At 73.5% G+C, this 21,767-nt stretch carries 19 protein-coding genes; 12 read left to right on the forward strand and 7 right to left on the reverse strand.

All coding sequences use genetic code 11. The features are described 5' to 3' along the window. Positions 1–218: 218 nt before the first annotated feature. From AC3EUJ_RS29365 to AC3EUJ_RS29380, 4 genes are all read left to right on the forward strand, one after another. Positions 219–728, forward strand: coding sequence for a DUF6643 family protein (locus AC3EUJ_RS29365; protein ID WP_431966610.1), 510 nt, complete (start codon positions 219–221; stop codon positions 726–728). Between the two features lie 60 nt (positions 729–788). Further along, complete coding sequence (locus tag AC3EUJ_RS29370; protein ID WP_431966612.1) at positions 789–1,625, forward strand: MOSC domain-containing protein; 837 nt, start codon at positions 789–791, stop codon at positions 1,623–1,625. A gap of 132 nt (positions 1,626–1,757) precedes the next feature. Further along, positions 1,758–2,366, forward strand: coding sequence for an Rv1733c family protein (locus AC3EUJ_RS29375; RefSeq protein ID WP_431966614.1), 609 nt, complete (start codon positions 1,758–1,760; stop codon positions 2,364–2,366). 168 nt (positions 2,367–2,534) lie between these two features. Next, positions 2,535–4,967, forward strand: coding sequence for a right-handed parallel beta-helix repeat-containing protein (locus AC3EUJ_RS29380; protein ID WP_431966616.1), 2,433 nt, complete (start codon positions 2,535–2,537; stop codon positions 4,965–4,967). Here the strand turns inward: AC3EUJ_RS29380 and AC3EUJ_RS29385 are convergent. Further along, positions 4,937–7,234 (reverse strand): hypothetical protein, encoded by a 2,298-nt coding sequence (locus tag AC3EUJ_RS29385; RefSeq protein WP_431966618.1) that lies wholly within the window; start codon positions 7,232–7,234, stop codon positions 4,937–4,939. The genes AC3EUJ_RS29380 and AC3EUJ_RS29385 overlap by 31 nt on opposite strands. Before the next feature lie 248 nt (positions 7,235–7,482). Between AC3EUJ_RS29385 and AC3EUJ_RS29390 the strand changes: the two genes are divergently transcribed. After that, positions 7,483–8,346: a DeoR/GlpR family DNA-binding transcription regulator gene (locus tag AC3EUJ_RS29390; protein WP_431966620.1), complete on the forward strand. Its 864-nt coding sequence runs from the start codon at positions 7,483–7,485 to the stop codon at positions 8,344–8,346. A 482-nt stretch (positions 8,347–8,828) separates the two neighbouring features. Here AC3EUJ_RS29390 and AC3EUJ_RS29395 read toward each other — a convergent pair whose 3' ends face one another. The 3 genes from AC3EUJ_RS29395 to AC3EUJ_RS29405 all read right to left on the reverse strand — a co-directional run bounded on the left by AC3EUJ_RS29395 (position 8,829) and on the right by AC3EUJ_RS29405 (position 12,713). After that, positions 8,829–10,028, reverse strand: a complete 1,200-nt coding sequence (locus tag AC3EUJ_RS29395; RefSeq protein WP_431966622.1) for a hypothetical protein — start codon at positions 10,026–10,028, stop codon at positions 8,829–8,831. Between the two features lie 89 nt (positions 10,029–10,117). Further along, entirely contained in the window at positions 10,118–11,518 is a 1,401-nt protein-coding gene (locus tag AC3EUJ_RS29400; RefSeq protein ID WP_431966624.1) for a hypothetical protein, read from the reverse strand. A gap of 97 nt (positions 11,519–11,615) precedes the next feature. Further along, positions 11,616–12,713: a PLP-dependent cysteine synthase family protein gene (locus AC3EUJ_RS29405; RefSeq protein WP_431966671.1), complete on the reverse strand. Its 1,098-nt coding sequence runs from the start codon at positions 12,711–12,713 to the stop codon at positions 11,616–11,618. A 158-nt stretch (positions 12,714–12,871) separates the two neighbouring features. Here AC3EUJ_RS29405 and AC3EUJ_RS29410 point away from each other — a divergent pair, with 158 nt between their 5' ends. Both AC3EUJ_RS29410 and AC3EUJ_RS29415 read left to right on the forward strand, forming a co-directional pair. Further along, entirely contained in the window at positions 12,872–13,180 is a 309-nt protein-coding gene (locus AC3EUJ_RS29410; protein ID WP_431966626.1) for a hypothetical protein, read from the forward strand. A 187-nt stretch (positions 13,181–13,367) separates the two neighbouring features. After that, positions 13,368–13,925, forward strand: coding sequence for an ATP-binding protein (locus tag AC3EUJ_RS29415; RefSeq protein WP_431966628.1), 558 nt, complete (start codon positions 13,368–13,370; stop codon positions 13,923–13,925). Positions 13,926–14,226: 301 nt separating this feature from the next. On the opposite strand, the gene AC3EUJ_RS29420 is transcribed toward AC3EUJ_RS29415, so the two are convergent. Then, positions 14,227–14,532, reverse strand: a complete 306-nt coding sequence (locus AC3EUJ_RS29420) for an SHOCT domain-containing protein (RefSeq protein WP_431966630.1) — start codon at positions 14,530–14,532, stop codon at positions 14,227–14,229. Positions 14,533–14,688: 156 nt separating this feature from the next. Here AC3EUJ_RS29420 and AC3EUJ_RS29425 point away from each other — a divergent pair, with 156 nt between their 5' ends. Beyond that, positions 14,689–15,585, forward strand: coding sequence for a DUF2797 domain-containing protein (locus AC3EUJ_RS29425; RefSeq protein WP_431966632.1), 897 nt, complete (start codon positions 14,689–14,691; stop codon positions 15,583–15,585). 23 nt (positions 15,586–15,608) lie between these two features. On the opposite strand, the gene AC3EUJ_RS29430 is transcribed toward AC3EUJ_RS29425, so the two are convergent. Then, positions 15,609–16,832, reverse strand: coding sequence for an ROK family protein (locus AC3EUJ_RS29430; protein ID WP_431966634.1), 1,224 nt, complete (start codon positions 16,830–16,832; stop codon positions 15,609–15,611). 17 nt (positions 16,833–16,849) lie between these two features. Here AC3EUJ_RS29430 and AC3EUJ_RS29435 point away from each other — a divergent pair, with 17 nt between their 5' ends. From AC3EUJ_RS29435 to AC3EUJ_RS29445, 3 genes are all read left to right on the forward strand, one after another. Further along, positions 16,850–18,088 carry an MFS transporter gene (locus AC3EUJ_RS29435; protein ID WP_431966636.1) on the forward strand — a complete coding sequence of 413 codons (1,239 nt, stop codon included), beginning with the start codon at positions 16,850–16,852 and terminating at the stop codon, positions 18,086–18,088. 345 nt (positions 18,089–18,433) lie between these two features. Continuing rightward, on the forward strand, positions 18,434–19,180 hold the full coding sequence (locus tag AC3EUJ_RS29440; protein ID WP_431966638.1) for a maleylpyruvate isomerase family mycothiol-dependent enzyme: 747 nt from the start codon (positions 18,434–18,436) through the stop codon (positions 19,178–19,180). A 69-nt stretch (positions 19,181–19,249) separates the two neighbouring features. Next, positions 19,250–19,717 (forward strand): DUF4442 domain-containing protein, encoded by a 468-nt coding sequence (locus AC3EUJ_RS29445; protein ID WP_431966640.1) that lies wholly within the window; start codon positions 19,250–19,252, stop codon positions 19,715–19,717. Positions 19,718–19,746: 29 nt separating this feature from the next. Here AC3EUJ_RS29445 and AC3EUJ_RS29450 read toward each other — a convergent pair whose 3' ends face one another. Continuing rightward, the gene (locus AC3EUJ_RS29450) at positions 19,747–20,142 is read right to left on the reverse strand and encodes a MarR family winged helix-turn-helix transcriptional regulator (RefSeq protein ID WP_431966642.1); all 396 of its coding nucleotides are present in this window, start codon (positions 20,140–20,142) and stop codon (positions 19,747–19,749) included. Between the two features lie 87 nt (positions 20,143–20,229). On the opposite strand from AC3EUJ_RS29450, the gene AC3EUJ_RS29455 reads away from it, so the two are divergent. Next, on the forward strand, positions 20,230–21,726 hold the full coding sequence (locus AC3EUJ_RS29455; RefSeq protein WP_431966644.1) for an MFS transporter: 1,497 nt from the start codon (positions 20,230–20,232) through the stop codon (positions 21,724–21,726). Positions 21,727–21,767: the final 41 nt, after the last annotated feature.

A 21,767-nucleotide genomic window follows, 5' to 3' on the forward strand; every position in this document is an offset into this window, starting at 1 on the left:
TCTCCGACACCGCCCCGCCGGGTGCTTCCCCCCGTCCGTGTTCCCCCGTGACGAGCGGTTACGCCCCAGGCCCAGCGCCTTTACGCGATCCGAGCGGCGACCCTGGACCGATTTCCTCCGATTCGCTCGCAATAGGGGTCAGCCGTCACTCGCTGCACATGAAATGACCTGCTAATCGGTCTCCCCAACCAGCACATCGTGGGCTTAACTTATGGGCTATGAGCTCCCCCCGCGGTTCTTACAGCGGTGGCTACTACACGTCGCCGTTCTTCCCCGACACCCCCATCTACGACAGCCTGGTCGCAGAGCGGGGCACCCCCCAGATCGCGCCGATCCGCGTCCCGTCCGCGTACGAGACCACCGGCAGCAATCTCCCGGCCCTGCCGGCCGCGCTCCCCGCGCTGCCCCCCGGCCCCTCCCACCACGCCTCCGCGCCGAGCACGCCGTCGTACTCCGGCTACTCGGCGCCCGGTTACCAGCAGCCCCAGCTGCAGCAGGCACCGGCGCCCTACATCCCGCAGCAGGCCACCGCGCCCCGGCCCGCCGCCTTCAACGGCGGGTACCAGACACAGCAGGCCCCGCAGCAGTACCAGGGCCCGGCCGGGTACGAGCAGGTGCGCCCCGCCGTGGCGCCGCGTCCGGCGCCGCCGCGCCCCGCCGCGCCCGCCGGCTACGACGAGCAGCCGTACCAGCGGCGCAACCTCGGCCAGGGCTACTACTCCGGCTGACACCGGCGGGCGGCCCGGTCCCCGCCGACGGGTGACCGCGCCGCCTGGCACGATGGCGGAATGACGACTCCGACGCCCACACCCCGCCTCAGCGCACTGCACGTCCACCCTGTCAAGTCACTCGGTGGACAGCGGTTGTCCGAGGCACTGGTGGAGCCGTGGGGGCTCGCCGGAGACCGCCGGTGGATGCTCGCCGACACTGCGGGACGATGCGTCACGCAGCGGGAGCAACCCCGGTTGGCCCTGGCACGCGCGGAATCGTCCCCCGAGGGTGGGCTGCTGCTCACCGCGCCGGGAATGCCATTGCTGGACATCACCGCGCCGGAACCGTCCACGACGGTCCCGGTGCACATATGGGGCGACAAGGTGGAGGCCGTGCCCGCGGGAGACACGGCCGCCGCCTGGTTCGGCACGTATCTGGGGACAGAAGTCACCCTCGTCCACCTCGACGACCCGGGCCGCCGACGCCCGATCGACCCCGAGTACGCGCGTTCCGGTGAGACCGTCAGCTTCGCCGACGGCTTCCCCCTGCTCGTGACGACCGAGGCCTCGCTGGAAGCCCTCAACGCGCTGATCGCCGCGGGCGACCATCCCGGGGAGGGGCCGCTGCCGATGGACCGCTTCCGCCCCAACGCCGTCATCGCGGGAACCGACGCGTGGGCCGAGGACGATTGGAAGCGGATCCGCATCGGGGACGTCGAATTCCGCGTCGTGAAGCCCTGCGGGCGTTGCGTGGTGACGACAACGGACCAGCGCACCGCGGTCCGCGGCCGGGAGCCGCTGCGCACCCTCGCGCGCCACCGCAGATTCGGGGGCAGACTGGTTTTCGGACAGAATCTCGTGCCCGTACGACCCGGAACACTCCGGGTGGGAGACGCGTTGTCCCGTTTGGAGTGAACGCGTCCCGAGATCGCGGCACGGCCCGGGCCCCGGACGGGTGCCGGCGTGAGATGGCTCTCTCCCGCCCGGTCCATGCCGCGCATGTGCCGCGCCACGTGCGGCACTTGGACGGTGAAGGGGGTGCGCCCGATGGCGGCCACGCACGTGCGGTGGTGGCGGTGGCGGAAGAACAGCCTGCGCCGCCGTTCCGACGTGTTCGAAGCATGCGCCGGGGTCGCGGCCGGCTGCGCCATCGTGCTGGGGGCGCCCGCGGCGGGGCTGACAGCCGGGCTGGCCGTGGACCACTCCCTCCAGCACACCGTCGGCGTCGAGCACGCCACCCGCACCCAGGTCGGTGCCGTGGTCGTCAAAGCCGGGCCGCGTGAGGCCGCCGATCCCGACCCCGAGTCCGGCCGCGTCCGCGAGGAACGCCGCGACGCCCTGGTCCGCTGGACAGCTCCGGACGGCCGGGTCCACACCGCTCACGTGCGCGTGGGCGCCGCCTACGACAAGGGCGACCATGTGACGATGTGGACCGACAAGTCCGGTGCCGTGCCCGTGGCGGCGCCCCTGGACGCCCGGTCCGCCACCACGCATGCGATGCTCGCCGGGATCGGCACCTTCCTCGCCGCGAGCGTACTGGGGTTGATGGGGCGACAGGTACTCATGTGGCAGCTGATGCGCCGCAGGCTCGCCGAGTGGGAGCGGGAGTGGGCCGCGGCCGGGCAGAGCTGGGGCCGGGCCGGGGCGGGCGGCTGACCACGCCGGGTACGTGGGTGGGTGCTCCCCGATCACCCGCGATCGGCCTCATCCGGGCGGATCCATCAGGTGATCCATCAGCATCTGGGTGCTGGCGCGCGCCCGTCGCGCGCTACCGTTGAGGCCCCCAGGTCGGCGCAGTGCAAGAGGACGGGGCAGAGCATCTCCATGGCACAAGGCGTGGTTCAGGTGACGCACACCAGCAGCTCGCGGTGGCGCCGCCGCACAGGAGAGTACGAGAGCCTCGCCGCGGCCCTGGAGGCGGCCACCGAGGGTGATGTGCTCTCGGTCAACCCCGGGACCTACCGGGAGAACCTCGTCGTCGAGAAGGCCATAACGCTCCGCGCGGCCGAGGGGCCGGGCTCCGTGCGGATCGCCCCGTCGGCCGGCGTCGCGCTGACCGTACGGGCCGCCGCGACCGTCCAGGACCTCTCCGTCGAGGGCCAGGACACCTCCGCCGCGGCCCTGCTGGTCGAGGGGGCCTCGCCCGAACTCACCGGGCTGCGGGTCAGCACCCGTTCCGCGGTGGGCATAGAGGTCCGTGACGGGGCGCGGCCGACCGTGCGCCGCTGCACCGTGGACAACCCGGCCGGACTCGGGATCAGCGTCCTGGAGGCCGCGGGCGGCCTGTTCGAGGACTGCGAGGTGGTGGCCGCGGGCCAGACCGGCATCTCGGTGCGCGGCGGCTCCTCCCCACGGCTGGAACGCTGCCGGGTCCACAACGCCTCCGGCGCGGGGCTCGCCCTCACCGGCGAGGGCACCGTGGCCGAGGCGGTCGGCTGCGAGGTGTACGAGGTCAAGGGCGCCGGCGTACAGGTCGCCTCCCGCGCCACCGGCCATCTGACCGAGTGCCAGGTACACCGCACCACCGGCGACGGCATCACCCTGGACACCGACGCGGTCCTGACCCTCTCCGACTGCGACATCCACGACATCCCCGAGAACGCCGTGGATCTGCGGTCCCGTTCGGTGCTGACCCTCACCCGCACCACGGTGCGGCGCTTCGGCCGCAACGGCCTGTCGGTGTGGGACCCGGGCACCCGGGTGGACGCCAACCAGTGCGAGATCCACGACAGCCAGGGCGACTACCCGGCGGTCTGGGTCAGCGACGGGGCGGCCGCCGTCCTCGACTCATGCCGCGTGCACGACGTGCCCGACGCCCTGTTCGTGCTCGACCGGGGCTCGCGCGCCGACGTCGTCGACAGCGACATCTCCCAGGTCCGCAACACCGCGGTCTCGGTCAGCGACGGCGCCACCGTGCAGCTCGACGACTGCCGCATCCGCGAGGCCTCCACCGGCGCCTGGTTCCGCGACCACGGCAGCGGCGGCGCACTCTGCGCCTGCACCATCGACGACACGGCGACCGGTGTCATCGTCACCAAGGGCGCCGACCCCACACTGGAACGCTGCGTCGTCACCAACCCGGCCGAGGCCGGGTTCTACGTCTCCGCGGGCGGCCGCGGGACCTTCACCGGCTGCCGGGTCACGGGCAGCCGGGGATACGGCTTCCACATCATCGACGGCTGCCGCTCCGCGCTCACCCGCTGCCGCACCGAGCGCTGTGGGCGCGGCGGCTACGAGTTCGCCGAGCCGGGCCCGGTGACGGTGGACTGCACCGGGGACCAGAGCGGTGAGCGGCGCACCGTGCCGGAGCCCTCGGGCGTGCCGGCTCCGGCGGGCGAACGGCGGCCCGCGACCGCGTCGTTCGGGCTGCTCGGGGGACTGCCCGTGATGCCGACCGGCACCGCCGAGCCCCCGCCCGCGCCGGCCCCGGCCCCGGCCGGGGACACCCGTCCCTCGGACGAGGTGCTGGCCGAACTCGACGCGTTGGTGGGCCTGGAGAACGTCAAGCGCGAGGTGCGCTCCCTGATCGACCTCATCGCGGTGGGCCGCAGACGCCGCGAGGCCGGCCTCAAGGCCCCCTCCCCGCGCCGCCACCTGGTCTTCACCGGCTCCCCCGGCACGGGCAAGACGACCGTCGCCCGGCTCTACGGCGAGATCCTGGCCACCCTGGGCGTGCTGGAGCGCGGCCACCTGGTGGAGGTGGCCCGCGTCGACCTGGTGGGCGAGCACATCGGCTCCACCGCCATCCGCACCCAGGAGGCCTTCGAGCGCGCCCGCGGCGGGGTGCTCTTCATCGACGAGGCGTACGCCCTCGCACCCGAGGACTCGGGCCGGGACTTCGGACGGGAGGCGATCGACACCCTGGTGAAGCTGATGGAGGACCACCGCGAGGCCGTCGTGGTGATCGTCGCCGGCTACACCGCGGAGATGGAGCACTTCCTGTCCGCCAACCCCGGTGTTGCCTCCAGGTTCTCGCGGACCATCACCTTCGACGACTACACCCCCGTCGAGCTGCTGCGGATCGTGCGGGCCCAGGCCGAGGAGCATGAGTACCAGCTGTCCGAGGACACCGGCGAGGCGCTCTACAAGTACTTCACCGCGATCCCCAAGGGCCCCGCCTTCGGCAACGGCCGCACCGCGCGGCAGACCTTCGAGGCCATGGTCGAGCGCCACGCGGGCCGGCTCGCCAGGATCAGCGAGCCCAGCCACGAGGAGCTTCAGCTGCTCTACCCGGAGGATCTTCCCCCGTTGCCCTGACCCTGCGGGGGCAGCGTCCCCTCCGTGTTCCGGTACAGCCAGCCGAGCAGCGCACCGCGCTCGGCCGCGAAGGCCGGATCGGCCTGGTAGTCGAAGTGGGTCAGCAGGGGCGCGGGCAGCGGGTGTTCCTCCGTTCGTCCGTACGCCGCCGGATCGGGCAGCGGCGCGCGGTCGACCGGTGGGCCGGGCTCGTCGAGGTGCACCGGGCCGCCGATCGGATCCGTACGGCGCCACAGGTTGCGCCAGGCGTGCAGCTCGCCGTGGAGCGAGGTCAGCGCGGGAGGCCCGAAGTAGGCGGGGAACCAGCGCCCGTACAAGCGGCCCAGCGGCGAGCCGTAGGTGAGCAGGGCGATCCGTGCCCGGGTCGCCGGATCCAGTTGCCAGACGGCCGCCGCGGCCAGGACGCTCCCCTGGGAGTGTCCGGAGAGGATGATCCGGCCGCGGTGCGCTCGCGTCCAGGTCGTCATGCGCCAGGTCAGGTCGGGCACGGCGCGCTCGGCGTAGCAGGGCGGGGCGAAGGGGTGGGCGGCGCGCGGCCAGAACGTGCCGACGTCCCAGAGGATGCCGACGGTGCGGCGCGCCCCGGCGTCGCGGTAGGCCCGGCGCCCGAGCGCGATCAGGGCGACCACTCCGGCGCCGACCAGCCAGGAGCCGAGGCCCTGGGCCGTCTCCGCGACCGTGCGCAGCCATCCGGGCGCACCGGCCCCGGCCCGCCCGGGGACGGCGCCGCTCAGCCAGGCCCCGGCGAGCGCCCCCGCGCCCAGCAGGAAGGCCACGGCCCCGATGACCCCGATGAACAGTGCCGCCTGATCGGTGAGTTCGGCTCTGGCCCGGGCCATGGCGATCTGGCGGCTGCGCGGCGGATCGTGCTCCTCTCCCGGATAGTCCGACTCCACCTTCGGCACCAGCGCCCGGGTCCGGCGCAGCAGTCTCCTGCCGCGCACGACGACCACCACGGCCAGCACCAGCAGCAGGACCGGGATCGCCGAGGCCTGCCAGGACAGCAGCACCGGCGGCCCGGCGACGGCGCCGCCGCTGCCCGGCGTGGCGCCGCGGTCCAGCCAGTCCGCGACCCGCTGCGCGATCCCTCCGGTGAGCACTCCGCCGAGCGAGCACGCGAGCAGGGCGATCGCCGGCCCCCCGAGACCGCGCAGCTCAGCCCGGCCGCCGCCGGAGCAGTGCATCAGATGGGCGACGCACGCGAGCATCACGAGCAACAGCCCCTGCACCAGGGCGAGCCAGCCGAAGGCCTCCCCGGCCGGCAGCCGCCCACCGGCGTTCCATCCCTGGCGGTGCCAGCAGGCGTATCCGGCCGTGGCGAGCAGGGCTGCGGCCGTCCCGCCGAGCATCGCGCGGGCCAGCCGCGGATCCAGGGCCTCGTCCGGCGCGTGCTCGCTGCGTCCCATGCCGCAGGTCACGGCGATCACCGCGATCGTCAACCCGGCCAGTACGCCCGTCAGCAGCCAGCCGACCGCGGCGAGTATCCCGATTCCCCCGACATCGATGTCCCGTTCCAGCGGCGGAACGACCAGGGCGACCGCGACCGTGAGCAGCCCGGCCGCCGTGTGGGCCGCACGGAGCCGGGCGACCAGCCGCCGCCCGTACCAGAAGCCGCGCCGGGCCAGCGGTGTGACCTCCGGGCCCTCCCGCTCGTCCGGCTGCGGGCCGGGCAGCGGCCGCTGGGACTCGTAGGCGTACCAGGTGCGCCGGGAGAGCCACCACAGCAGCAGGGTCAGCCCGACGGGCAGCGCGGCCCCGGCGGCGATCCGGCGCCCCGGCTCGCCGGCGGCGAGGAAGGAGAGCCGGCTCTTCCCGCCCGCGCAGGCCGCGTTGCCCGCGCACTGCCAGGCCACCAGGTCCATCGCGACCTCGCAGGCCGCCGCCACCAGTAGCACCGTCAGCGACAGCGCCAGCAGCCGCACCAGCACGTCGTACGCACGGTCAAGTCCCGGGCGGGAGACCGGCGGCCGCATCCAGTGGGCCAGGTTGGCCACCATGAAGGGGAGCAGGAGCAGCCACAGCGCACGGCTGCCGTCCCCGGACGTCAGATTGCACCATGAGTAGGCGTCGGGCACCGGGCTCTCGCCGTACTCCCGCGGACGGCGCTCCGCGTCGGCGTCCTCGGCACGCCGGTAGATCCCGGCGGTGTCGTCACCGCAGACGCGCGTGACGCGCGGGTCGTTGAGCATCGTCTGCGGCGTCGTCCCGCCGACGCCGTGGACCAGCAACTCGAGCGACAGCTCCGTCCGTACCGTATCCGACCGCATCGCGATCGCCTCCCGTACTTTCCCCGTGGCGCGCGTACGGCATCGCGCGTATTCAGAATCGGGCACGCGTACCAGTACTGGACAGAGGTGTTCACGAATGCCACCCGAACGTGTCACAGGCGGTGCTTGTGGGACCGGTCACCCCGCGCCCTTCACCCCCTGTCCGGCGGGGGAGGTCGTGGAAGGATGGCGAGACTGCCGGTCCGGGCAGCATCGGGATCACATCAGAGGATGGGACGGGACCTCGGGTGAGCGACAACCAGAACCTGCTCGCGGAACAGCGGCGTGCGCTGATCCTGGACGAGGTCCGGCGGCGCGGCGGGGTCCGGGTCAACGAGCTGACCCGGAAGCTGAACGTGTCGGACATGACCGTGCGCCGCGACCTCGACGCGCTCGCCCGTCAGGGCGTGGTCGAGAAGGTCCACGGCGGCGCCGTGCCGGTCGCCCCGGCCAGCAGCCACGAACCGGGCTTCGAGGCGAAGGCGGGCCTGGAACCCGGGGCCAAGGAGGCCATCGCCCGCGCCGCCGCGCGTCTGGTCACCCCCGGCAGCGCGATCGCGCTCACCGGCGGCACGACGACGTACGCCCTCGCCCGCCACCTGCTCGACGTGCCCGACCTCACCGTGGTCACCAACTCCGTGCGCGTCGCCGACGTCTTCCACTTCGCGGCCCGCGGCGCGGCCGGCGGCCGCGAGGGCGCCGCGACCGTCGTCCTCACCGGCGGTGTGCGCACCCCCTCGGACTCCCTCGTCGGCCCCGTCGCGGACCGGGCGATCGGCTCGCTCCACTTCGACCTGCTCTTCCTCGGCGTCCACGGGATCTCGGTCGAGGCGGGCCTGTCCACCCCCAACCTCGCCGAGGCGGAGACCAACCGGCGCTTCGTCCGCTCCGCCCGCCGGGTGGTCGTCATCGCCGACCACACCAAGTGGGGCACCGTGGGCCTGAGCTCCTTCGCCTCGCTGGAGGACGTGGACACCCTCGTCACGGACGCGGGCATCCCCGAGGTGCTCCGGGCGGAGATCGCCGAGCACCTGTCGGACCTGATCGTCGCCGGCGAGCCAGGGGACGCGGAGCCGGGCGGAGCTCCCGGCGAGGGTCACGCAGACAACTGACGAGACGTCAACTGCCCTCCCATGACGCGCGCGGTGCGCCCCACACGCCGAATCGGCCTGGGATTCCTCACCACGGCGCCGCACCGCCTCGCCTCCGCCGCCGATGTCACGGCACCGCCCGACGCCGTCCACGCCGCGCTCGCCAAGGAAACCGAGTGCTGGACGGCGTGGTTCGGCGCCGTCACGGCCGCCGTCACGGCCGCCGTCCCGACCGACCAAGACCGTGCCCGCCGACGAGCCCCCGCGGCGCTTCGCCCACCGCGTCGATGCCACCAACGCCCCGGGCCTGCGCGCCCTGCCGGAGGAGTGGGCGCTCTCCCCCGGCCGGTTGCACCCCGTGTGCGCTGGACCTTCACCGCCGACGGTCCACCGCCCCCGCGCACCTTCCTGCTCCCGTCCCACACCCGGGCCTCGGCCTGTCTTCCGGTTCCGCGGTCCGCGCGCTGGACCGCCGGCCGGCCTCCCGAGCAGGGCCGCAGGCCTCAGGTGCGGGAGACCGTGCCGCAGCCCTCGAACCGGGACCGTTCGGCCTTGAGGTCCCTGCTGCGGTCGTAGGGATCCACGGTGGGTCCCGACCGGCCCGCGTCGTCACCCGACGAGGCGTCGGAGGCGAACTGCGGGTGGAGCCAGCCGTCGTGGACGAAGCAGGCCGAGTTGGCGACGTCGTCGTCGTAGCGGGTGATCGCGAACTTGCCCGGCGTCACCCGGTAGCGGGACGGGTCCGGGAACTCCACGTCCAGGATGCGGCGGATGATCGTCCGGGCGACCTCGGTGGATTCCGGCTCCGCCTTCACCACGGGGTACACGAAGGTGTAGTCGGCGTGCACGACGACGGCGCGGTCCTTGCCCTTCGTGAAGGTCATCCGGCCGCGGGTCTTGACCACGTCCCCGGCCAGGACGACTTCTGAGGGCTTGAAGCGTACCGCGAGCCGGAGCGGGTCGTTCTTCTCGGTCGGCTTGCGGAAGGCCGTCTCGAACCGGGAGCGCAGCTCTCGCTGGCTCGGGTCGAGCATCCCCAGGGCGTCGTCCGGCCGTTCGCCCCGCAGCGTCGCCGGGTCGAGGTTGGTGTCGACCAGGTACGCCTTGACCTTCTTCAGGGCCGCCGTCACCTGCGCCGACGTCATCCAGCCGGCCGGCCGCGCCTTCGGCGGGACGATCCCCTCGGCGCCGTCGGCGTACCGCTTCGCCGGGGAGCCTGCGAAGGGGTCCTTGAGCGTGGGCGTGTCGGGGAACGCCTCCTGCGACGGGGCGCCCGTCGGCTTCGCCGTCTCCACGGGGAGCGGCGTGGGTTCCGGATCCGCGCTGCCGCCGCCGCTGCCACGCAGCGCGTCCAGCGCCCAGCCCGGGTTGAGAGCGAACAGCAGCACCCCTGCCGCGACGAGGACGCCGGCCAGTCCGAGCCACCTGCGGCGCCGGGAGCCGCGTTCCTCGACCTCGTAGACGGCGGGGCCGGTGCGCCAGCCCTCGGGCCGGGCGGGCAGCGGGGTCCCGCGCCCCCGGCGCTTGGCGCGGCGCGCCGCCTCCTCGTCCTGCCGCCGCAGCCGTTCGGTGACCATGCGGGCCCGCGCGGAGGGTTCCTTGGGCGCCGACGCCCGGATCTCCGCCTCGGTGTCCTGCATGAACCGGGCCCAGACGTCGTCGGGCACTGAGGGGTCGTCGGGGGGCGGCGGGGTGGTGGTCACCGGAGGCTCTTTCACAAGATCGGGCTGACAGGACTTTCTATAGCCGAACACAGTTTCCCGACAAGCCCCGCCGGCACCGTTCTCCTACCTCACCGGTACTCCGCGAGCCGCGGCCGCACACCCACCACGACAAGGGCCGCGGCGATGCCGAGGACAACCGGGGGAACGACGGGCCAGCCGTCGAGCGCGGAGTGCGCGGCATCCGTGCGGGCGTGGAAGTCGGCCAGCTGGTCCTGGGCGAGGACCTCCAGGGTCGTCGCGAAGTCCCAGAAGTCGAACCCCACCTCGCCGCGCCCGACGTCCGTGAGCACCACGGCCGCCTGGTCGACCCGCTCGGCGGCCATCAGCTCGACGAGCCTGCGGTCGTCGGTGCGGAAGTGCCCGTAGCGCTCGTTGACGTCGGCATACACGGGGCGCTCGTCCGCCGCGGCCCAGCCGCCGGGGGCGAGCAGACCGTCCAGCCTCCGGTTGAGCGCGTCGAGTTCGGCGCGCTGCTGCGGCTCGGCGCCGCCCACGAACCAGCGGCTCTGTGTGGCGGCGGCGTCCGCCGCCACCGCGCGTGCCTGTGCGAGCCGGGACCAGGGGCGCAGCCCGTCCCGGGTGCCGGCCTCGAGGTCGGCGGCGGCGCCGGTGAAGGAGACCACACCGGCGAGGGTGACCCCGAGCGCCGCGGCCGTGGCGGCGACCAGCGCCGGGTTCAGGATCCGGCGGTACCGGCGCGTCAGGTCCCGCTGCCACCATAGGAGTACGGCGACGGCCACCAGGCCGAGGATGCCGACGGCCACGGCCGAACGCACGGCGGCGTCCCGCGCGGTGCGCGACGCCATGGTGGCCTGGGCGTCGTAGTCCTCCGCCAGGGCCGCGAGCTTGGGCAGCAGGTGGCTGTGCATGATGTCGCCCGCCTCGGCGGAGAACGCGACGGCGGCCGCCGGTGGGTGGCCCGCGGCCCGGTCATGGTGCTGTTCGTCGACGTAGGCGGCGCGCCCGCTGGCCTCGTCGTAGCGTCCGAGCAGGTCGAGGATGCCGCGCACCTGCGCGGCATGGGCCTCGTCGCCGCCCAGCTGCCGGAGGAGGTCGCTGACCTGGGCACGGCGCTGCTGCGCGGTGATGAGCGCGAGGAGGCGGTTGCCGACCGACACTTCGGGGTCGTCGACCGCGTGGCCGGGCACCAGTTGGTTGGCGCGCTGGGCGTCCAGGTCGGCCAGGGCGAAGCGGAGTTCGGCTGCGACGGCGGCGCGGTGCGCGGAGGTGTCGCGCAGCTGCTCGGCGTCCGACCGGACGGTGACCGCCCCGATGACCGCGGCGAGGCACAGGGCGAGGACGGCGACCAGTGCGGCGGTCGCCTGGACGGCCAGCCGCGCCGGGGGCGGCATACGCCGTCGCCGCTCCCGGACGGGCGGTACCGGCGCCCGGCCCGCCGGCGGCGCGGGGGCACCGGGCACGGGGGGCGGCGGCGCGACCGCCGGAGGCGCCACTTGAGAGATCGTCATATCGGGACGCTAAGAGCGCCCGGAGAAGGGAAGCCGGTACTCCGGCGGACCCCGGGTGACCGCGACGTAACAGAACGGAACGGACGGACCGGGTCAGTCAGTCCGGCCAGCTCCCCGACCTCAGGAAGGCGTCGATGGTGACGGCGTACGGCGCGATGTCCAGGCCCTGTTCGGCGACCCAGGCATCGGAATAGTACTTGTCGAGGTACCGGTCGCCAGGGTCGCACAGCAAGGTGACGACACTGCCCGTGCGGCCCGCCGCGACCATCTCCGAGACGATCCTGAAGGCGCTCCACAGGCCGGTGCCCGTCGACCCCCCGGCCTTGCGCCCGATGGCCGCCTCCAGGGCACGGACCGCCGCCACGGACGCCGCGTCCGGCACCTTCATCATCCGGTCTATGGCACCGGGCACGAAGCTCGGCTCCACCCTGGGGCGGCCGATGCCCTCGATCCGTGAACCCCGGTCGCAGCACACGGAGTCGTCGCCGCTCACCCAGCCGTCGAAGAACACCGAGTTCTCCGGGTCCGCGACGCACACCAGGGTGTCGTACTGCAGGTAGTGGACGTAGCGGGCGATCGTGGCCGACGTGCCGCCGGTGCCCGCGGTCGCCACGATCCACGCGGGACAGGGGTTCCGCTCCAGGCGCAGTTGCTGGTAGATCGACTCGGCGATGTTGTTGTTGCCGCGCCAGTCGGTGGCGCGCTCGGCGTAGGTGAACTGGTCCATGTAGTGCCCGCCGGTCTCCTGCGCGAGGCGGGCCGAGACTTCGTAGACCGTCCGCGGGTCGTCCACCAGGTGGCACCGGCCGCCGTGGAACTCGATCAGCCGCTGCTTCTCCCAGCTGGTGGTGCGCGGGATGACGGCGATGAACGGCACGCCGATCAGGGCGGCGAAGTACGCCTCGGACACCGCGGTCGAGCCGCTGGAGGCCTCGATGACGGGCTTGCCCGGCCGGATCCAGCCGTTGCACAGGCCGTAGAGGAAGAGCGAGCGGGCGAGGCGGTGCTTGAGGCTGCCGGTCGGGTGGGTCGACTCGTCCTTCAGGTATAGGTCGATGCCCCAGGCGTCGGGGAGCGGGAAGCGCAACAGGTGCGTGTCGGCGGAGCGGTTGGCGTCCGCCTGGACCTTGCGCACGGCCTCTTTGAGCCACCCTCGGTAGTCCGGGTCGGTCCGGTCCACGTCGATGGTGGCCATGGCCTCCGGCGTCCTCGTACGGTCTTCGCGATCACCCTTCTCGCTGCTGCTCACCTGCGCCGCCTTCCGTTCGCGCCTGTGTCCCGATCATAGGCGGACGCTGGTGCGGCGCCCCCCGGAGCGGGCAGACTGCGAGCGGACGAAGGAGGGGATGCACCGTGGCCGAAGCGGAGTTCACCGCCACAGGGGTGCGGATCGGGCGGCGGCTGCGGTCGCTCACCCGGGGCGGGCAGGTCCTGATCCAGGACGGCCGTCTGGTGCTGCTCACCAGCCGCGGACGGGAGATCGACAGCGCGCCTGTGGAGGAAGTCCACGCCCTGACCCCGCGTTTCGCGGTGCGGCGCCGCACTTTGACACGGCTCAACGGCACCGGCTACCTGCTGACGCTACGCACGCAGGGCGCGGCGTCGGCGGGCCGCTTCCTGGAAGCGCTGCGCACGGCCCGGGAGCGGGTCGTGCGCCGCTGAGACGAACGGAACGGCACTCTCCGCGTTCGCGGAGTTGCGGTAAGCATCCATCGGGGTGATCCTTGAGTGGCGTCACGGAGTCTCTGCAGCAGTCACTCACAGCAATCCCGCAAAGGTGTTCCCATTCCATGCGGGCGGGGCATGCCCCGATCACAGGGGCGCCCTCACCGCGGAGGGAGTCGCAGCCGTGATCAGCTCAGAAGGCAGTAAGCGGCAGTGTGCTCTGGAACTTGAGGCACTGCCGTCCCGGATCCAGCAGGTACGCCGAATCGTCGCCGCTCAGCTGCGGTACTGGCGGCTGGACCCCCTGATCGACCCCACTCTGCTGGGTATCACCGAACTGCTCGGCAACGTCCACCGGCACGCCCGGCCGGACAAGCGCTGTTCCGTCGAGCTGAGCTTCGCCTCCGGCTGGCTCACCGTCGCCGTCTCGGACAACGATCCGCGCCTGCCGCGGGTCCGCGAGTTCGAGCCCCTGGCCACCTGCGGCCGCGGCCTCGCCATGGTCGTGTCGATGAGCGACAGCTGGGGCACCGAGACCCTCAACGACGGTGGAAAGGTCGTGTGGTTCACGCTCCGGGCCGAGGCCACGGTCTCGTCCAGGACGATGACCGAGCAGGTGTCGGCGGCCGTCGTCCGCAAGCTCGCCCCGCGGACGCTGCCGGTGCTTCCCGAGACGCCGGAGGCCTGGCCCCCGGTGCTCGATCGCCTGGTCCCGGCCGCGGCCGAACCGGTTCTGGTCTGACGCGCGGCCGCCGCACCCCCGGAGGGGCACGGCGGCCGTGGCCCTCCGGGCCGTCGTCGGCGGAGTCATTCCGCGGCGATGGCCCTCCCGTACGTCCAGGCGGCGCGCGGCGGGCCGGGCGCCATCATGCCAGGACCCCGGCGACGAGGCCGACCAGCACGACCCCCGCGAGCTGGACGGGCGGCACCGCGAAGGCGCTGGTGCCCGCGCCGTCCGAAGCGCCGTGACCCCGTCCAGGCGCGCATCCGGGCGTCGGCCGCCCCATAGGTCTTGACGGCGTCGACGACGCGGGCGGCGGTCATCACTCCCCGCCCTTGGAGAAGCGGCCGAACTGCTCGTCCAGGACGGACAGCCGGCGCCAGTACTCGTCCTCGTCGATCTCGCCCGCGGCGAAGCGGCGGCCCAGTACCGCGATCGGCGAGTGCTCGCCGATCGCGGCCCGGGCGTGCCAGGGGCCGCGGCCGGGGCCACGCCGCCACCCGGTGCGGCGCAGCACGAATGCGACGCCCCCGATGACGGCGGCCCAGATCAGCGGGAAGAACAGCATCCAGGGGCCGGGCCCCCCGTCCCAGTGGTCGGCGAGCGGGGTCAGTGCGGTGGCGTCCATCGCGAGGCGTCTCCTTGGTGATGCCGTGTTTCCCGAGTTTCCCGACACCACGAGACTGGTCCGTGCGGGCCCGCCGGTCGTCCTACGGCCAGCGGCACCGCGGATACCACCCGGGGAGTACGGCCGCTGTCGGTGCCTGCGCCTAGCATGCGGATCATGTGGCGATGCACAGGTCTGCGATGGGTGTCCGGGGGTCCGGTGTGGACCTGGTGGCACCCGCGCCACGGCGACCGGCGCAGTCCCGTGCGCCTCGGCGACCCTCTTGCGCTGGCCGTGCAGCCGGGCGCGGTGCGGCAGTGCGTGGGCGTGTGGCGTTCGGGGCGCTGGACTCCGTGCCCGCAGGCCCGCGAACTGCGGGCGCAGTCCCGCAGTGACCAGTGCGCGCAGTGCGCGGCGCTGGACCGCTCCAGGTCCGTGGCCGCGGACACGCGGCTGGACGACCCGCGCCCCTTCGCGGTGTACCTGGCCTGGTTCGGTCCGGGTCTGGGCAAGGTCGGCATCACGGCGGCCGAGCGGGGCAGTGCGCGGCTGCTCGAACAGGCCGCGATCTGCTTCACGTTCCTCGGCCGGGGCCCGCTGATGGCCGCGCGTCGTGCCGAGTCGGTCCTCGGGACGGTGCTGGGTGTCCCGGACCGGGTGGCGACGTCCGCGAAGCGCGCCGCCCGCGCCGCGCTGCCTCCCGCGCCCGCGCGATCGGCCGAGCTGCGGGCCCTCCACGAGGCGGCGGCGGCCGTCCCCGACTGGCGGGACACGCTGACCGCCACCGGGTTCCAACCCGTCGATCATGCGGCGGTGTTCGGCCTGGAGCCCGACGCGCCGCAGGCCGGCGCCACGGTGACCCGGCTCGCCCCGGGCACCGCCCTGGGCGGCACCGTGGTGGCGGTGGCCGGAGGCGACCTCTACCTCCGCACCGCCGGCCCGGCCGGCGGTGTCCTGCTGCTCGACACGCACCTGGTGCAGGGGTGGCCGCTCACCGCGTCGGCGGAGGGCCTGCCGGCGCCGCCCACCAGAGCTCTGCCGCAGGCCACCGAACCGCCGGAGCCACTGTTCTGACGCCTGCCGGCGGCCCCGAGCCCTTAGGCGCCGAGCGCAGTGAGCGGGTCGTCCAGGACGGGCTGCCAGGCCAGTTCGGCGGCCCCGACGAGGCTGTTGTGGTCCAGCGCGCAGGCGAGCAGCGGGATGGCGCCGCTGCGCCCCCACAGGCTGCGTTCGGCGACGACGGCGCGCAACCGCTCGGGGGCCGCGTCGAGCAGCCAGCGGTGCAGGCCGCCGAGCAGGATCCGGTCGGGGTTGAGAACGTTGACCAGTCCCGCCAGTCCCTGACCGAGGTGGTCGATGAGGCGGTCGGCGGCGCGGCGGACCGCGGGGTCGTCGTACTCCTCGCGGAGCAGGGCACGGCACTGGTCGGGCAGCGAGCCCTCGGGGCCGGGGACGCGGCCGGCGGCCTCCAGGAAGGCCAGGGGGTCCACCTCGACGTCGAGGCAGCCGCGGCTGCCGCAATGGCAGGGGCGGCCCTCGGGGTTGACGGTGAGGTGACCGACCTCGAGGGCGAGTCCGGCACTGCCGGTGTGCAGCCTGCCGTGCAGGACGAGGGCGCCGCCCACGCCGCGGTGGCCGGTGGCGACGACCAGCAGGTGCTCGGCTCCCTGGCCGGCGCCGTGCCGGTGCTCGGCGAGCGCGGCGACGTTGACGTCGTTGCCGACGAAGCTCGGCGGCGGCGCCCCGTTGGGGGCGATGATGCCGGATCGCTCGATCTGTTCACGGAAGATGTCCAGCACGGGCGCGCCCGCGGGCCACGCGAGGTGCAGGGGGTTGAGCGCGGCACCCTCCGGCTCGGCGACGGCGGAGGGCACGGCGAGACCGGCGCCCGCGCACGCCCGGCCGGAGGCGCGCAGCAGCTCCGCCCCGGCCTCGACGACGGCGCCGAGGACCCGGGCGGGGTCCGCGGGCACGGTCATGGTGACCGGCGTGGACGCGAGGATGTGGCCGCCGAGGCCGACCAGGGCGGCGCGGAATCCGTCGGCGTGGATCTGCGCGGCGAGGACGACGGGTCCCTCGGGGTTGACGGCGAGCCGGTGGGAGGGCCGGCCCTGCGTGCCGGCGGGTCCGCCCGGCCGGGTGTCGACACGGATCAGACGCAGTGCCTCCAGTTCGGCGGCGACGGCCCCCGCGGTCGCCCGCGTCACGCCGAGTTCGGCGGTGAGCACGGCGCGGGTGGGGGCACGCCCGGTGTGCACGAGCGCGAGCGCGGGACCGAGCGCACCGCGGCCCCGCTCCAACCTTGTCCGAGTCTGGGTCACAGTCCTATTCTCACTTTGTGCCGAGCCTAAACAAAATACGGAGCGTACTCGCGCAGCAAGATCGCGCAAGTCCGCCGCTGCCATTGCGGCGCCTCCGTGTCGCCCTCACCGCGTTCTTCGCCCTCGACGGATTCGTCTTCGCCGGCTGGGTCGTTCGCATTCCCGCCGTCAAGGAGCAGGTCGGCGCCTCGGCGGGAGCGCTCGGCCTCGCGCTGCTCGGCGTGTCGGCGGGTGCGGTCGCCACCATGATCCCCAGCGGGCGGCTGTGCCGGCGCTTCGGGGCCCGGCAGGTGACCATCGGCACCGGTGCCGTCCTGTCACTGAGCGTCGCGCTGCCTCCGTTCACCCACTCCCCCCTCGCCCTCGGTCTCGTGCTGCTCCTGCTCGGCGTGGGCTTCGGCGGCATGAACGTCGCGATGAACAGCGTCGCCGTCGACCTGGTGACCGCGCTGCGGCGCCCCATCATGCCCGGTTTCCACGCGGCGTACAGCCTCGGCGGACTCGTCGGGGCCGGCGTCGGCGGACCGCTGGCGGCACGGCTGACGCCTGCGCAGCACCTCGTCGGCGTCGCGGTGTTCGGGCTCGTGTTCACCGCGCTGCTCGGGCGGCTCCTGCTCAGGTACCCGGTCCCCCGTCCCTCGGAGCCCGCGGCCCCCTCGGCCGTCACCGGGGAGGGCGCCCACGGCACGGCGCGTCCCGGCGGCGCCCGGCGGACGGTGGCCGTCTTCGGGCTGATCGCGCTGTGCACCGCCTACGGCGAGGGCGCGCTGACCGAATGGGGTCCGCTCCACCTGCAGGAGGACCTGCACACCGGCCCGGCGCTCGCGGCCGCCGGATACGCCGCCGTCGCCCTCGCGATGACCGTCGGACGGCTCTCCGGCACCGCCCTTCTGCTGCGGTTCGGCCCGACCCGGGCGGTTGTGCTGGGCGGGCTGACGGCGTGCGCCGGGATGCTGCTGGGGGCGTTCGGCCCCGCGGCCTGGCTCGTCCTGACCGGCTTCGCGCTCACCGGGCTCGGGCTCGCCAACGTCTTCCCCGTGGCCATCGGCCGGGCCGGCGCCCTCGGCGGCCCCGGTGGTGTGGCCACCGCCTCCACCCTGGGGTACGCGGGCTTCCTGCTCGGGCCGCCCACCATCGGTTTCCTCGCCGACGCCTTCGGGCTGCCGGTCGCGCTGACCACGGTCGCCGCTCTGGCGGCGGTGGCCGCCGCGGTCGCGCACACGACCCGCAATTCGTCCCTGGCCGCCGGAGCCTGACGCGCCGCCTCGGGGCTCCCCGCGTACGGGGAGCGCCATGGCGGGCGGTTCCCCGTGGGCCGCCTGGCAGTCGGAGGGAACATGCCCGTCCCCTGAGGGCTCCGGGCCGCCGCCGCCCGGTCTGGGACCACTCGTCCTGCTCACCTTGCCGTGACGCCCGTGTCCCGGTCGCCCGTCGAGGCCATCGGCGGTCCGGTCTCGGGCCGGCCGAAGCCGCCCACGGCCGTAGAGGCCGGATGGCGTCGATGGCGGCGGCCGCTGCGCCGGCGGTCCTCGGCGCCGTGCCGCCATGTGCGCAGCGCCGGTGCGGGCCCGCCTGTCAGTGCCTGCTGCCACAATCGTTGCATGGAGACAGCCGAGTTCATCGAGGTGCTGCGACGCGACGGAGGACTGCTCGGCGACGCGGCGGAAGCGGCCGGGCTCGACACCGAGGTGCCGTCCTGCCCCGGCTGGCGCGTACGCGAACTGGTCCGCCATCAAGGGGTCGTGCACCGCTGGGCGACCCGTTTCGTCGCGGAGGGACGTCGGCGGCCGGAGCCCATCGAGGCCGAGGTCCCGGAGGGTGACGCCTCGCTGCTCCCCTGGTTCCGCGAGGGCCACCGGGCACTGGTCGCGGCCCTTGACGCGGCGCCTGCCGACCTGGACTGCTGGCACTTCCTCAAGGCCCCCTCGCCGCGGGCCTTCTGGGCGCGGCGTCAGGCGCACGAGACGGCGATCCACCGGGTGGACGCGGAACTGGCCCTGGGCCGGGCCCCGTCCCCGATGGATCCGGATTTCGCGGCCGACGGGGTCGATGAGTTGCTCGCGGGTTTTCACGTACGGCCGCGGAGCCGGGTCCGCAGCGGGACGCCCAGGACACTGCGCGTGCGCGCGACGGACACCGACGCCGCGCGGGACGACTGGCTCGCGCGCCTGTCGGCCGATCCCCTGGTCGTCGAGCGGCCCGCGCCGGGCGCGGCTGACTGCACGGTGAGCGGCACCGCCGAGGAGCTCTACCTCACCCTCTGGAACCGGGGCGCGTACGAGAAGTTGCAGGTGACGGGAGATGCCTCCGTGATCGACCTGTGGCGGCGCACCGCGGCGATCGGCTGAGTCGGCACGCCCCGCGCGGGGCGAACGCTCCAACTACCGGCGAGTAACTTCTCGTGCTAGCGTCGGCGCATGGCACGACGTTCCCTGACACCCGCCACCCTGCGTCGCGCGATCACCTGGTGGCCGCCCTACCTGTTCTCCGGCATCCGCGTCCTGCACATCGCCGACGACTGGAGTTCGGCCCGGGTCCGGCTGCGGCTCCACCGGTTCAACCGCAACTACGTGGGTACCCACTTCGGCGGGTCGCTCTTCTCGATGAGCGACCCCTTCTGGATGCTGCTGGTCATGAACCGTCTCGGGCGCGACTACCTGGTCTGGGACCGCGCGGCCGAGATCGACTTCGTCTCACCCGGCAAGGGGGACGTGTTCGCGGACTTCAAGCTGACCGAGGACCGGCTCCAGGAGATCAGGGAGCTCACCGCGGGCGGCGACAAGGCCCTGGTGTGGTTCGAGAACGACGTCGTCACCGGCGACGGAACGGTTGTGGCCAGGGTCCGCAAGCAGTTGTACGTCCGCCTGAAGCACGACTCCCGCTGAACGAAAGACCCCCGGCGTCGGCCGAGCCCTCAGGCCTGGCCGAGAATCCGTTCCAGAACGGCCCGTTGCACCGGCTTGGCCTCCTCGTGACGCGCCCGGCCGGCGTCGGTCAGCGCGACCTGCACCCCCCGCCGGTCCTCGCTGCAGATGCCCCGGCTGACGAGGCCGTCCTTCTCCAGCCTGCCGACCAGCCGGGAGAGCGCACTCTGGCTCAGGTGCACGCGGTCCGCGAGCTCCTGGACACGGTAGGTGCAGCCCCCCTCGTCGGGATTGCCCTCGGCAAGCAGGTCGAGCACCTCGAAGTCACTCGCGCCGAGCCCGTGCGGGTTCAGCTCACGGTCGAGTTCGCACGCGGTGCGCGCGTGCAGGGAGAGGACCTCCCGCCACCGCTCCACGAGCACATGCTCACTCTTCACGCCGGTCATGGCCGCAGGATAGCAGAAAATCAACACTAGATGTACGCACATTAAATGCACCTGCATGTTATGCACTTGCATGTAGTGTTCCTCGGCATGACCTCTCCGCGCACCCCCGTCCCTGGTTCCGACGGGCGCTGGAGCGCCCGGCAATGGGGCACCTTGCTGGTGCTCTGTGCCGCGCTCTTCCTCGACGCCCTGGACGTCTCGATGGTCGGCGTGGCCCTCCCGTCCATCGCGGACGACCTCGATCTGTCCACCTCGTCGTTGCAGTGGGTCGTCAGCGGCTACATCCTCGGCTACGGCGGCCTGCTGCTGCTCGGCGGCCGCGCCGCCGACCTGCTCGGCCGGCGCCGGGTCTTCCTCGTCGCGCTGGCCGTGTTCGCCGTCGCCTCCCTGTTCGGCGGGGTCGTCGACTCCGGTGAACTGCTCATCGCCAGCCGCTTCGTCAAGGGCCTGAGCGCGGCGTTCACCGCCCCGGCGGGACTGTCCATCATCACCACGACGTTCGCCGAGGGGCCGGTCCGCAACCGTGCCCTCAGCATCTACACCACCTGCGGCGCGACCGGCTTCTCCATGGGCCTGGTCCTGTCCGGCCTGCTCACCGAAGTGGGCTGGCGCTGGACGATGCTGCTGCCCGCGCCCGTCGCCGTCCTGGCGCTCGTGGCCGGCATCCAGCTGATCCCGTCGAGCCCCCGAGAGCGGCACTCCGGCCGCGGTTACGACCTGCCCGGCGCCCTGACCGGCACCGGAGCGATGCTGCTGCTGGTCTTCACCGTCGTCCAGGCCCCCGAGGCGGGCTGGAGTTCGGCCCGCACCCTGCTCTCCTTCGCCTCCGTCGCGGCGCTGCTGGCCGCCTTCGCGGTGATCGAGCACCGCAGCGGCCACCCCCTCATCCGGCTGGGCGTCCTGCGCTCCCCCCAGCAGATCCGCGCCAACCTGGGCGGCGCCGCCTTCTTCGGCTCCTACGTGGGCTTCCAGTTCCTCGTCACCCAGTACATGCAGTCACTGCTGGGCTGGTCGGCGCTGCAGACCGCGCTGGCCTTCCTGCCCGCGGGGGCGCTGGTGGCACTCGCCTCCACGCGGATCGGTCCGCTGGTGGACCGTTTCGGCACACCGCGGGTGATCGCCGCCGGATTCTCCCTGCTGTTCCTGGGCTACGTCCTCTTCCTGCGCGTCGACCTCACCCCGAACTTCGCCGCGGTGATCCTGCCGTCCATGCTGCTGCTGGGCGCCGCGTGCGCGCTGGTCTTCCCGTCGCTCAACATCCAGGCCACCAACGGCGTCCGCGACGAGGAGCAGGGCATGGTCTCCGGCCTGCTCAACACCTCCTTCCAGGTGGGCGGCGCCATCTTCCTCGCCGTCGTGACCGCGGCGATCACCGCCGGGTCCGGCGACGGGTCCCCGGCCTCCCCGCAGGCCGTGCTCGACAGCTTCCGCCCGGGGCTGGTCGTGGTCAGCGCGATCGCCCTGGCCGGACTGCTGATCACCCTCACGGGGCTGCGCCGCAGGGTGTCGTACGGATTCGTGGTCGCCTCCTCGGCCACCGCCACCCCGGTGGGCGAGGAGCGCGAGGTCGCGGTGCGGGACTGACCCGCCCGCCACCGCAGCGGCCCGCGCGAACCGTCCGTTCC

The organism is Actinacidiphila sp. bgisy160, from assembly GCF_057707815.1.